The sequence below is a fragment of the Neobacillus paridis genome (assembly GCF_016765675.1).
Classification (GTDB): domain Bacteria; phylum Bacillota; class Bacilli; order Bacillales; family Cytobacillaceae; genus Neobacillus; species Neobacillus paridis.
On sequence record NZ_JAESWB010000365.1, the window covers coordinates 69626 to 81878 of the forward strand.

General features: G+C 38.1%; 11 protein-coding genes and 2 pseudogenes. 3 read left to right on the forward strand and 10 right to left on the reverse strand.

Annotation, left to right across the window (positions count from 1 at the left end):
* Position 1: 1 nt before the first annotated feature.
* Both JK635_RS21975 and JK635_RS21980 read right to left on the reverse strand, forming a co-directional pair.
* A complete protein-coding gene (locus tag JK635_RS21975; RefSeq protein WP_202656071.1) occupies positions 2-739 on the reverse strand; it encodes an ABC transporter permease in 738 nt (245 codons plus the stop codon).
* 2 nt (positions 740-741) lie between these two features.
* Positions 742-1644 carry an ABC transporter ATP-binding protein gene (locus JK635_RS21980; protein ID WP_202656072.1) on the reverse strand — a complete coding sequence of 301 codons (903 nt, stop codon included), beginning with the start codon at positions 1642-1644 and terminating at the stop codon, positions 742-744.
* Positions 1645-1995: 351 nt separating this feature from the next.
* Here JK635_RS21980 and JK635_RS21985 point away from each other — a divergent pair, with 351 nt between their 5' ends.
* Positions 1996-3438 (forward strand): L,D-transpeptidase family protein, encoded by a 1443-nt coding sequence (locus tag JK635_RS21985; protein WP_202656073.1) that lies wholly within the window; start codon positions 1996-1998, stop codon positions 3436-3438.
* Positions 3439-3951: 513 nt separating this feature from the next.
* Here the strand turns inward: JK635_RS21985 and JK635_RS21990 are convergent.
* Entirely contained in the window at positions 3952-4521 is a 570-nt protein-coding gene (locus JK635_RS21990; RefSeq protein WP_202656074.1) for a DUF5626 family protein, read from the reverse strand.
* 172 nt (positions 4522-4693) lie between these two features.
* On the opposite strand from JK635_RS21990, the gene JK635_RS21995 reads away from it, so the two are divergent.
* Together JK635_RS21995 and JK635_RS22000 are read left to right on the forward strand one after the other, a co-directional pair.
* Positions 4694-4831 (forward strand): hypothetical protein, encoded by a 138-nt coding sequence (locus JK635_RS21995; RefSeq protein WP_202656075.1) that lies wholly within the window; start codon positions 4694-4696, stop codon positions 4829-4831.
* A 43-nt stretch (positions 4832-4874) separates the two neighbouring features.
* A pseudogene (locus JK635_RS22000) lies at positions 4875-5825 on the forward strand (transposase); the annotation flags it as partial.
* A 537-nt stretch (positions 5826-6362) separates the two neighbouring features.
* Here the strand turns inward: JK635_RS22000 and JK635_RS22005 are convergent.
* The 7 genes and pseudogenes from JK635_RS22005 to JK635_RS22035 all read right to left on the reverse strand — a co-directional run.
* Positions 6363-6693, reverse strand: a pseudogene (locus JK635_RS22005) (PTS system mannose/fructose/sorbose family transporter subunit IID); the annotation flags it as partial.
* A gap of 60 nt (positions 6694-6753) precedes the next feature.
* Positions 6754-7071 carry a type II toxin-antitoxin system RelE/ParE family toxin gene (locus tag JK635_RS22010; RefSeq protein WP_202656076.1) on the reverse strand — a complete coding sequence of 106 codons (318 nt, stop codon included), beginning with the start codon at positions 7069-7071 and terminating at the stop codon, positions 6754-6756.
* Positions 7064-7465, reverse strand: a complete 402-nt coding sequence (locus JK635_RS22015; protein WP_202656077.1) for an AbrB/MazE/SpoVT family DNA-binding domain-containing protein — start codon at positions 7463-7465, stop codon at positions 7064-7066. The genes JK635_RS22010 and JK635_RS22015 overlap by 8 nt, the downstream gene beginning before the upstream one ends.
* Positions 7466-7763: 298 nt before the next feature.
* The gene (locus JK635_RS22020; RefSeq protein ID WP_202656078.1) at positions 7764-8675 is read right to left on the reverse strand and encodes a PTS system mannose/fructose/sorbose family transporter subunit IID; all 912 of its coding nucleotides are present in this window, start codon (positions 8673-8675) and stop codon (positions 7764-7766) included.
* A gap of 18 nt (positions 8676-8693) precedes the next feature.
* Positions 8694-9500: a PTS mannose/fructose/sorbose transporter subunit IIC gene (locus JK635_RS22025; RefSeq protein WP_202656079.1), complete on the reverse strand. Its 807-nt coding sequence runs from the start codon at positions 9498-9500 to the stop codon at positions 8694-8696.
* A gap of 36 nt (positions 9501-9536) precedes the next feature.
* Positions 9537-10505: a mannose/fructose/sorbose PTS transporter subunit IIA gene (locus JK635_RS22030; protein WP_202656080.1), complete on the reverse strand. Its 969-nt coding sequence runs from the start codon at positions 10503-10505 to the stop codon at positions 9537-9539.
* 777 nt (positions 10506-11282) lie between these two features.
* A complete protein-coding gene (locus JK635_RS22035; RefSeq protein WP_202656081.1) occupies positions 11283-11657 on the reverse strand; it encodes a DUF956 family protein in 375 nt (124 codons plus the stop codon).
* Between the last annotated feature and the right edge of the window lie 596 nt (positions 11658-12253).

Consider the following 12253-nt stretch of genomic DNA (forward strand, 5'->3'; position numbering starts at 1 on the left):
ATCACGCCGCTTCTTGTTTTCTTCTAATATATTTTGATAGTAACATGAACACGACTAAATAAGCGAATAAGATCACAATATTTTTCCAGCTGGGCAGCCCGCCTTGAACAATTTCCCATGCACCGCTGCCAAAATGATAGGATGGCAGCCAATGGCCGATGCTTTGCATGGCTTTTGGCATAATCTCAAGCGGCATCCACATACCGCCGCAGACTGCCAGCACCATATAAAGGACATTGCTGATTCCAGCCGCTGTTTCCACTTTTTTCATTAGTCCAAATAAAGTTCCCATCGCAAGAAACGGGATTGATCCAAGCAAAATCCACAAACCGCTCATGAACCATTCCATTGGAGTCAGTGAGATCCGATTAATGATGGCTCCCGCAAGAAAAATAACCGTGATTGACAGGATATGAATAACGCTTTGACCAACCATCTGGGCCGAAAAATAAATATGATCGGGAAGGGGTGTAAGACGGATGAACGTAGACCATCCTTGTGTACGCTCCTGAACCATGCGGATTCCAAGGGTCATAATAGACGAGCCCATCACACTAAAGGCGGTCATTGACATTAAGTAATGGGCCTTCCACGCTGCAGGATCGGCGGCATTAGTATTAACCACGTTGGTAAAAATATAATAGAAGATGATTGGCATCATCAATGACCAAAAAACAAAATATCGGTTCCGAAGCACCCGTTTGATTTCCATTTTACATTGCATTTGAAATGCTTTCATTTTTATATAGCCTCCTTATTTTCACTGGTTAGCTGGCGAAACGCTTCTTCCAGATTTCCACTTTCAATTTGGATGTCATGAGCCCCAATTTTTTCTTGAAAAAGCAGCTCCAGTATTTTGTCTGTATGATCTGAGTAGATGTATACACGATTGTTTTTTCGAAAAATCTGCTCAATCTCAGAATGATGATAAAGAATTTCCAATGATTTTTCAGGATCCGTTAAAAAGGATACAGCCTTCTTTGAAATTCTCGATTTAATTTGCTGGGGCGTTCCATCGGCAACGATACTGCCATCTTTAAATAGCAGAATTCTCTGGGCATTATCATCTGCTTCCTGTAAATAGTGAGTGGAAAAAATGATTGTCTTTCCTTGATTTGCAAATGTGTTGATCGTTTGCCAAAACCGCTGTCTGGAGGTAATATCCATACCAACCGTTGGTTCATCAAAGATCATCAACTCAGGGTTTCCGGCAAGTGCTAAAGCAAAGTTTAAACGGCGTTTCTGCCCGCCGGATAATTTTTCTGTCCGGGTTTTTAAATCCTGCTCTGTGAGACCGGTTAAATTGACAAGATCCTTTAATGGCAAAGGCTCAGGATAATAACTCCTAATAAGCACAAGAATTTCGTTTATCGTCAGCCCTGGCATCACACTGACTTCCTGCAGCATGGTGCCGATCTTCTGGCGGACATGCAGTTCTTGCGATTGGCTGTTGAATAGTTTAATGTCACCGGTTGTCGGTTTTAGCAGCCCCAAAATCATCGAAATGGTGGTCGTCTTTCCAGCACCATTCGGGCCAAGAATGGCTGTCACCTCACCTTTCTTCATTGAAAAGCTGATATTATTAACCGCTGTTTTATATTTAAATGATTTTGTTACATTTTCCAAACGTAAAATCTCGTTCATCCTCCAACACCTCCTGGTTTGTTCATCTTATTGTATGTGTACGGAGAAGGTTTTCTTAGTAAGAAATGTCAGCATTATTGGGTGACAATTGTCATTTTGTTGATTCAGTGCTTAATCCATCTGAACCTCTCATGACTAAAGTCACGAGGTTCTAAGGTACCTTTATTTAGCCTTCGGATAAAATTAAAATTTTAACATACTCAAAAACTGACAATGTTTGAATATGACATCTTGTAAAATAGTGGTATAAATTACCTGACTTTTTAAAAATGTGGTAACCAATAATGCAATATCCATTGTTCATGGCCATAAGATGTTAACAGCGGAAGGTCAGTTATGGGGGGATACTTTATGGAAAGCACGGTAAATAATCAAGAAATGGAGAAACAACGGGTAAATTCAACTAAGTGGTATGCAAACTGGAAGTTTATCACAGCCAGTATTATCTTTATTATCGCGCTTTTCATTACAGCAGGCAGCTACTATCAGATAACCCATTTTAATTCACAAATCAAGATTAATGGCATCAAAGTCGGTGGAATGACCGCTGATCAGGCACTAAAAAAATTAAAAACAACCGTATTAAAAAATGTAATCTATGTTGGAGATCAACCAATTTTCGACGGAAAAGATACAAAGATGGTCTTTTCGGATAAGGATCTGCCTGACCTTAAAAAATTATTAAAGAGCCAGTGGACTTTTTTTCCTTCCTCAAAAGCGAAAGATTATTCATTAATGCCCAATAACCAGGATCAGTATCGAAATCAGACGTTAAAAAAACAAGTGGAAGAAAAGCTACTAGCGATGAATAAGCGCTTAAAAGCACCACAAGATGCCATGGTTCATTTGAAACAAGGCAAAATTATTGTTACAAACAGTATTCCTGGAGAACAGTTTGATGTCACCAGTCTTTTGAAGGACTACGAAAAGCACAAGTACATTAGTGAAATTCGGCTCAATCCCGTATACAAACAGCCAATTAAAGAAGACAGCGAGTATGTAAAAAATCAACAGAAACAGTTTGAAGAATTCCTTGCCGAGGCCATTAATTACAAGGTGCAGGATAAAGTTCATACGTTAAAAGCGAGCGAATTAATTAAAAATGCCTCTATTTCAAAGGATTTACAGATTAAGATTGAGGACGCGGGTGATATAGAGAAAAGAATAACCAAAATTAACAATGCCCAATCCACTTTAAATAAGGATTTTAAATTCAAGACCCATTCGGGCTCAGTGATATCGGTTAAAGGCAGAGGCTATGGCTGGGCCATCAATGTTAACAAAGAAATACCCCGTATTATCAAAGCTTTTGAAAATAGGAAAAAATCCATTTCCGCCTCTAATATTTACGGATATGGCTGGAATGGTGAAGGCTATGGATATGGCACAACCGCCAATAACGGTATTGGCCATACCTATGCTGAAGTCTCCCTTGCCCAGCAGCGAATATGGATATACAAAAACGGGAAATTAGTTGTCACAACGAATGTCGTCACCGGTAACAACAGCACCGGTCATAATACCTCACCTGGCGTGTGGTATATCCTCTACAAGCAATCTCCTTCTGTTCTAACCGGTAGAGAGAACGGAAAAATCACGTATCAGGTTCCTGTTAACTATTGGGCTCCTTTTACAAATGACGGACAGGGATTCCACGATGCCAGCTGGCGAGGCAATTGGGGAAGCAACGCCTATCTTACAAACGGGTCGCATGGCTGTGTCAACACACCGCCAAGCATTATGAGATCTGTGTATGATAATCTCAGCCCCTATGATCCGGTTGTTGTTTATTGAGTATTGAGGTATGGAAGGTTGTTCCAAAAGTATAACTTTTTTGGAACAGCCTTCTCTTTCTTTTCAAAGAGTGGTTGTAATGAACAAAGCAAAAAACAGAGCAATCAATTAACCCAATTGAAACAAAAGTGGATTTAGATGATAAAGAAAAAATTAAATATCTTTGGAATAGTCAATTGAAAAAGTCGGTATCAAATTAATAGTCAAAACAACTGACGAAACTGAGCACACCTTTGGTTCGTTTGGAATAGATTTAGATGAACAAGCAGGTACTATGAGGCATCTTTGTGGTCTCCCTTATTAAGGTTTACTTGTCGAAAGCATAGAAATTTTGCCTATATTTATTGATAATCACAATGGTAAGTTTTTGTTTTGGTATATGAAAAATAGCTCATGCTAACAGGTGAACAAATGTCTAAATTGGTCCATCTCAGTGTGCTATTTGAAACTTGTATCTAATAAACATATATAAAGATGCAGTTTTGGAGTAAACTGCATCTTTTAAATTATAATCTACATTCTTGAAGAAACGGTTACTTTGTTATCGGTTAATTTTGCTTTTAAATATACATTGGAACCACCCAATCCACCTACCCAAGAAACATTTGCATCATATGAAGCTGCCTTATTGGTATAAGTCAAGGAATGATCATACAAATATCCCCCAATGACCCAATGATCTTTACCATAGGCATTGGTAAATTTAGACCCTGATGTATCTTTTGGAATATATACATCTACATAATAACTCATTCCCAAATAAGGAGTGTTTCCCGAAATCTTAAATCCTTTTGTCGTGCCATAAGGGAATAGGTGAGAATGCCCGGGAGTCAAACTCGCAATAGATAAAGCATTATCTCCACTAATTTCATAAAGAGGCTCTATGGTGATCGTTACTTCTTCTCCTTCTTTATCAGTAAAATTTACTTCCTTCATTTCATTTGAAGCCACATCGAATGTTATGACATTTTCTTTTTCACATTCTTTACTTGGCAATTCGGCTGCACTAGCATTCAAATACCCGCCAAAAATAAAAAGACCTAAAATAACCACAAAAGCCCCCAACCATTTCCAATTCTTCATTTCTATTAATCCTACCTTTTAAAATATATAATATTTGGTAAACACTTGATAGTTTACCATTATAATACCAATTTTTAAATAAAATCTACTAAAATGTCACAAATTATACAAATTTGTCCATATTATCAAGTGATATAATAAAAATCAATTATAAAAAAGGAGGGGATAGGTGATGGGTTTTGGGGCGATTCCATTATTTCTTTTTATGATCATACCTGCAGCGTATATCGTATGGGCTTCCACAACAATGATAAAATTACAAAGAGAGAAAATAGAGCTATTAAAATCAATTGATAGCAAAATGAATTAATTTCATAATTATGAGCCCTACGGGCTCAAGGCTTTTAAACACTGAAACTGTGGCTATAGATGCCACACACTTTGAAGCCAAGGATCAAGCACCTCCAAAGGGAGAAAAATCAAAAACCGAACCCAAGAAACGTGGGCGAAAATCAAAAGAAGAAAGAGAACAATGGTTAATTGAAAAAGCTGAACGCGAAGCCAACCTACCTATTTTTGAAAAGAAGATAGAAAACCAATTAGACGTTCCGTTAGATCAACTTCGTGCTGAAATTCCTCAAAATCCGGAGTGGGGTGTGAAGAAAAACAGCGAAGGAAAGAATGTTTTTTGGTATGGCTATAAGGCGCATTTAGCGGTGGGAACAAAAAGCCAATATATTCTTCAATCTCTCTTTTCTTCCGGAAATTTGAATGACGGAAAGGCAGCGATCCCTTTGTTAAAAGGAATCCATGAGCGTGTTCAACTTTCAACTTTACGTTATCAAACGATGGATGCTGGTTATGACTACGAACCGATTTATGAACAGATACACAAAATGGGTCAACAATCGGTTATTGCCTATAATAAGCGTAATGAACCTGAACCCGAAGGGTTTGATAAACATTTCGCTCCGACTTGTTTTCGTGAACACTCCTACCGATATGATAGTTTTGATCAAAAATACGAAACGCTTAAATATACACGCCCAAAGGAATGTAAAGAATGTCCGTTGGCAAATGAAGGTATTTGCCAAAAGATCTATAAAGTGAAAATCACGACAGATCTTCGGAAATATACCGCACCAGCCCGAGGCTCTAAAGCTTGGAAAACCATCTTTAAACGCCGTACCGCAGTGGAACGGGTGAATGCTTATCTCAAGTTATACTTTCAATTAGACAATGTCCGTTATCGTACCGGAAAACGTGCCAAAGTTCATTTTGACCTCGTAACCTTAGTTTATAATGCTTCAAAATTAGCTGTGGATCGTATTAATGCATCGTTAAATCAACAACAAGTTGCTTAAAATACAGACCGTATAGAATAGTTGTTTTCATTTCCAAACCTGTTGATTGGAGTGGAAGGCGGCGACTCCTCGAAAATGCTAAGGCATTTCCTTCGTGCGTGGGCTGTTCAAGAAGTAATTCAGTGTCCTGCGGGAAAAGCGTGGCTAGGTGAGACCCCGCAGGAGCGAAGTGACGAGGAGGCTCACGGACCGCCCGCGGAAAGCGTCCGCCTGGAACGGAAATCAACACAATGTTTAAGAGATAAAAACTTAAAAAATTTTTACATCAAATTTTCTGTTAGTCTGTGTTTATTTAAAAAAGCGATTTATGAAATTGATTCAAATAAATAAAAATTAAAAAATATCTGACAGGGGATTTTTTTATCGCTCTTTATTTAAAGTAACAAGAGTTTACATATTTTTCATTAAATTTCGGGAAAAAGGTATTATTAAGCACCTCCTTAAGTTGATAGGTTTATTATACAAGGAGGTGCTGCGCTATGAGTTGATTGAATACAGGCTTATATTTGCTCTTTGAAAAAAGCCAGGCAAACGTATTCAATACATTAAGTGGATTAAGTGGAATATAATACCACCTGCAAACAACCCAAGAATCATAACGATTCGAGAAACTATCTTCTTAAGCAATCACATGCAAAGAATCGTTAACACCAATCCAGCTAAACCAGGAATTAAGCTATCCAAGCTGGCTTATAAAGTAGTAACTTTAACAGGTTCTAATGAAAGACTGGCAGCTTGCAACGCCTCTTTTAATCCCTTGTACTCCGGAAGGTAAATGATTCCAGTCAATATAAGCACCTTTGGAAAGTTAAACTTGGAATACAACAGGCATGAATTTTTCAGATACCCAACGGTTAACTAAAGAACCATTGGCAGTCCATCTTGCTTAGTGAAATATAAAAAAACGACTCAGTTCCCCTGGTCGTTCCTATAAATTCAGATAGCGTTTTAATTCCTCATAAAAATTCTCCCTCGGCCCCATCATCAAAACAAGAATAAGTTGGCCGTTTGCATCTTCTTCCAGAGTATAACAAAGCTCGTAATTGGTTCTTAAATGACTAATATCAACACAGCTGAAACCTTTTAAATCACCTTTTTTAGGCTCATCAATAGTCGGATCTATCCGAATAGCTGTAATGGCATCATTGACTTTATTGAACAATGCTCGGTCTGTTTTCCTAATTTTTTTTAGCTGCTTTGCTGCACGATCACTTAGCTTAAAGGGGAATAATCCACTACTACTCATCCTCTTCGTCGTCCCCCACTAAATCTAAGTAATCATCTAAACTTCCTGTAATCACTGGATTTTCCATTGCTTCTTTTTTCATTCGGTCAAGAGCTTTCGGAATTTCAGATTTAATTCGGCTGAAACGTTGAATCAATTCCTCACCGCTGTACCCTTGATGAACAAGATCTTTTAAAATATCCTCTGAAAAATCCACAACTTCGTATTCAGCCGGACGAATAACAATTTCCTTTCCAGTAAATTCAACAAGAGCTTCATCTGATAAGTTCAAAGCGTCATAAAAGTCTTTTGGAATATTAATTTGTCGCTGCTTGGAAACTTTAACACGGCGAACCGGTTTCCTATTCAATTCACCCATGGCTTTACTTCCTTTCGGTAAAATAGCTGTTTCCATAAGTTATGCCCCCTTTTCGAGAAAAAACACAGTTTCTTTAAAATTTTATTCCTTTATTTCTTAATTTTAAAGTTATTCTTCCACTTTTACAATCAAAAAGACCAGACTGAACAAAAATGAATGACTAAACATAGCATATGGTTTTTTCTACATGATAGAGGAATAAGGTTTTTGTTTTGGCATATAAAAAGCACCTCCTTAAGTTGATAGGTTTATCATACAAGGAGGTGCTGCTCTATGCGTTAATGGAATACAGGCTTATATTTGCTCTTTGAAAAAAGCTAGGCAAACGTATTTACTACATTAAGTGAATTAAATGGAAGACGATACCAACCACGAACAATCCAAGAATCATAACGATTGGAGAAACTTTCTTCTTAAGCAACCACATGCAAAGAAGCGTTAACAACAATCCAGCTAGACCAGGAATTAAGCTATCCAAGTTGGCTTGTAAAGTAGTTACTTTAACAGGTTCTAATGAAAGACCGGCAGCTTGCTGTTGCAACGCCTCTTTAATCCCTTGCGCTCCGGCAGGCAGTTTATCCCAGTCAATATAAGCACCTTTGGAAAGTTTAACTTCGGATACAACAGGCGTGAATTTTACAGATACCCAACGGTTAACCAATGAACCCAGGATGAACATCCCCAGAATGGATGCACCTTTCGTGATATCTTGAAGTAATCCGCCAGATAAGTCGTCCGTAATTTTAGAACCAGCTTTGTAACCAAATTCTTGTGTATACCACATGAATCCCATCCGGATGAGATTCCATAAAACGAAGAAAATAATTGGTCCAAGGATGTTACCGGTCAAAGCAAGGGAAGCTCCTAATGCACCAAGGATTGGTCTAACCGTAAACCAGAAAACTGGATCCCCAACCCCTGCTAAAGGCCCCATCATACCGACTTTAACCCCTTGAATTGCTGTGTCGTCAACCGGAGCGCCATTTGCACGTTCTTCTTCAAGGGCTAACGTTACACCAATAACAGGTGAAGCAACATATGGGTGAGTATTAAAGAACTCTAAGTGACGTTTTAGTGCAGCAGAACGATCCTCTTTCGTTTTATATAATCTTTTGATGGCGGGAATCATCGTATATGCCCAACCGCCGTTTTGCATACGTTCATAGTTCCAAGAACCTTGAAGGAAAGTGGAACGCCACCAAACAGAAATACGATCTTTTTTTGATAATCTTAATTCATTTGCCATTTTTATGCGCCCTCCTTCTTAGTAACTATCAATAATATCGCCTAGTGGATCACCAGTGTTAGAATTTCCGCCATTACCTGAACCGCCTTGTTTAGAAAGCGCTAAATAGATAAGGGCAAGAGCTATACCAATAGCACCTAGGCCGATAAGTGTAATTTGTGAAATACATGCTAATACAAAACCAATCACGAAGAATGGCCATACTTCTCTTGTAGCCATCATGTTAATAACCATTGCATAACCAACGGCTACGACCATTCCCCCGCCGATGGCTAAACCGTCTGTTAGCCACAATGGCATAGAGGAAAGTAAGTCTCTAACCGGACCTGCACCAATAGCTAAAATTAATGCAGCTGGGATGGCAATACGTAACCCTTGCATACAGATCGCAGTGATTTGCCAGAATTCAACTTTTCTGATGTTGCCTTCTTGAGCAGCAGCATCCATAAAATGTACGATTGCTGTTGCAAGTGTACGAACGATGATTGTTAATAAAAGACCAGCAACTGCAAGCGGAACAGCAATCGCAATCGCAGAAGCCACACCAGCTTTACCTTGGCCACTTAAAACTAAAATAATAGCAGAGGCAACTGAGGCTAACGCAGCATCCGGCGCTACGGCAGCTCCGATGTTTGCCCAACCTAATGCGATCAATTGAAGCGTACCACCTAGGATAAGACATGGTACTAAGTTTCCTGTAACTAAGCCAATCAACGTACAAGCAACGAGTGGTTGGTGGAATTGGAATTCATCCAAAATTCCTTCCATACCAGCTAAAAACGCTACGATAAAGACTAATATTATTTGAATAATATTTAAATCCATGATTACTAATCCTCCCTTTACTCCTGATCATCAGGATTATTTTTGTTTGTTTAACTCCTCTTGAGCCTTCTTGATAATTTCATCCATGTCGCCTTTTGAATCGTTCGGAACTTTGCGCACATCGAAGTTCAAACCAAGTTCTTTTAACTTTTTAAAGGTATCAATATCATCTTGGCTAAAGGCCAACACCTTATTTGGTTGAACTTTACCAGGTGAGTGTGCCATCGAACCAACGTTGATGGTCTTTAATGGAACGCCACCTTCAACCGCTCTAAGCGCATCTTGCGGGTTTTCGAAAAGAAGTAACGCGCGCTGGCCGCCAAAGTGTTGATCATCTTTAGCAAGTTCGATCATTTTATGGACAGGAACAACATGTGCCTTTACACCTGGAGGAGCAGCCTGTTGGATCAGTTTTTTACGAAGTTCATCCTTAGCTACTGCATCAGATACAACGATGATCCGTGTAGGCTGTGTCGTTTTTGTCCAAGCAGTCGCTACTTGTCCGTGAAGTAAACGTGAGTCAATGCGTGCTAACACGTATTCAAATTTACCAGGGGCACCTGCTTTTGATGGCCCGGCAGAAGCTTTTGCAGATACTGCTGGTTCTAAGCTTTCCGGTTTTACTTTAACCCCTTCTTTAGCTGTGCCCAAAATATGCGCAGCAATTTCATGCGCTGTGTTCATTGAGAAGCGTGATGCAAAAGCTTCAATCAACATTGGCAAGTTCATACCAGCCACGATTGCCCAGTTGTCTTTGTGTTCTTCAAACAAGCTGTTGGCTTGGTTGAAAGGAGTTCCACCCCAAAGATCGACTAAGAATAATACTTCGTCTTGGTTGTCGAAAGAGGCGATTGCTTCTTTCATTTTTGCCTTTACAACATCAGGTCCTTCGCTCGGCATCAATGTTACAGCTTTTACATTTTCTTGTTTTCCAAAGATCATCTCTGCGGATTGCAAGATACCATTGGCAAAATCACCGTGACTAGCAATGATAATTCCTACCATCTTCTTACCTCCTCTTATTATTGTTACAGCAAAATAATATAAATAAGTTCTAAAAAACCTGTAACCAAAATGAATGCAGCATCTTTTCTTTTTTGATTAGTTGTATCAGATCAGTTTTTCGACCCATAGGCACTGGTGGATTCCAACTAATCATTTCGGCTTCGGCTGTTTTGATAATCTCCCTTGAAAACTCACCATGAGTCGCAACAACAAGTGAAATTAATTCCGACCCTCCTTGTTTTTTCTGGATTCACAACCTTCACTTTTTATAATGCATAAATCGTGCCAACCTTTGTATCAACCCTTACTATTTAATATTTCCCTATTCTCATTTCTATATTAAAACTAAAAAAGCCTGTTGCTCCGCCTGTTTGCGGATAGAAAAAAATTGTCCCATTTTAGAACAATTTCTTCATACAATACACATTTTAGACAATATAAAACGCTATCATGCAGAATGATAGCGTTTTTTGATACACAAACTATATTTTTTTGTAATTTAATACACTTATTTTTAATTGCACAGCACTTTCGATACACTTGTGATAATTTCGCTGAAAGTTACGAATGTATTACTTCCTACAGTTCCTTGCCGCCGAACTCTTTTAAAATCAGATCAGCAACATCTTCTCCAATTTAATGGCCGTTCGCTAACTGACTTGCTAATCGTCAGAATCGCTTTCGGTTTCCCTTCTAAGGTTTAGCAGTTTTGATGTTAACAATTATGGATTTGTCTCTACAAAAAAAGACAAGTTCCACCCTGTCTTGTATGTTAAATTATTTTTTTTTAGATTTTCTCTTCAAGCCGCGTTTGATAACATCAAAGAAACTTAATGATTGAACCATATGATTCGGATCAACGTATTCACGAATGGCTCGCAACACTTTTTTCGGATCTTTAGAAGAAAATGAAAACGTCCCATTCCGCTTAGTTTGGATAGCATAACGTGGGATCCATTTTCCTTTGAACATGACGGAAGCGATCACGTAATCAACTTCTTCCCAAGGAATTTGAATAAACTTACGGACATCACGATCATTGAAGAATTCAAATCCTTTGTCTCCGATCATAATTTTACCATATTCCGCAATTCCAATATGGGAGGTTGCATCAACAACTAAATCGACTTTTGTATTGATTGATTGAACCATTTGATGTACTCCATTTCTTTCTTTTATTAAAAATTATTATACGGTGTTTTATCACTTTAAGCAAAAAATACTTAGGACAAGGTCCACAAACATTATAATAAAAAAGAATTCGTTGCTTAATGGAATTGTTAGGGTGAGGAGAATACTTTATAAATTTTATGAAAAAATATAGTGATATAGAGCTTATACCATTGAGGAGGTTATTAGGGCCGAACCAGTTTCTTCTTATGTAAGTAACGGTAAGTATAACGGTTATTAAGGAAGGAAAATTAACTTGTGGATACTTATTTATATGCTTTTTATCATTTTTAACCTAGTCGCATTTTTTGTACCGAAAAGGATCAATAAGATTGAAATTTATACCACCTGTTTTTTTGCTTATACTTACGGTTTGACAACTGATTTAATATTCGATATGCACTATGATCTTTATGGCTATTTTCAAAAGGGCTTTCAATGGAAAGCGTTTTAAAATGGTACCTGTAGGTAGGACACTTGAAAAAGAGTGTTTCACCTACAGGTATTTTTTTATATACTTGAATTTCAGAATATGGGGATTAGGGGACAACATGAGTAAAATAACTTTTTCAATCAAA

Bases quoted from the DNA above. Each gene is read 5' to 3' on its own strand.
- JK635_RS21975 (WP_202656071.1), bottom strand. From the start codon at position 739: ATGAAAGCATTTCAAATGCAATGTAAAATGGAAATCAAACGGGTGCTT.
- JK635_RS21980 (WP_202656072.1), bottom strand. From the start codon at position 1,644: ATGAACGAGATTTTACGTTTGGAAAATGTAACAAAATCATTTAAATAT.
- JK635_RS21985 (WP_202656073.1), top strand. From the start codon at position 1,996: ATGGAAAGCACGGTAAATAATCAAGAAATGGAGAAACAACGGGTAAAT.
- JK635_RS21990 (WP_202656074.1), bottom strand. From the start codon at position 4,521: ATGAAGAATTGGAAATGGTTGGGGGCTTTTGTGGTTATTTTAGGTCTT.
- JK635_RS21995 (WP_202656075.1), top strand. From the start codon at position 4,694: ATGGGTTTTGGGGCGATTCCATTATTTCTTTTTATGATCATACCTGCA.
- JK635_RS22010 (WP_202656076.1), bottom strand. From the start codon at position 7,071: ATGAGTAGTAGTGGATTATTCCCCTTTAAGCTAAGTGATCGTGCAGCA.
- JK635_RS22015 (WP_202656077.1), bottom strand. From the start codon at position 7,465: ATGGAAACAGCTATTTTACCGAAAGGAAGTAAAGCCATGGGTGAATTG.
- JK635_RS22020 (WP_202656078.1), bottom strand. From the start codon at position 8,675: ATGGCAAATGAATTAAGATTATCAAAAAAAGATCGTATTTCTGTTTGG.
- JK635_RS22025 (WP_202656079.1), bottom strand. From the start codon at position 9,500: ATGGATTTAAATATTATTCAAATAATATTAGTCTTTATCGTAGCGTTT.
- JK635_RS22030 (WP_202656080.1), bottom strand. From the start codon at position 10,505: ATGGTAGGAATTATCATTGCTAGTCACGGTGATTTTGCCAATGGTATC.
- JK635_RS22035 (WP_202656081.1), bottom strand. From the start codon at position 11,657: ATGGTTCAATCAATCAATACAAAAGTCGATTTAGTTGTTGATGCAACC.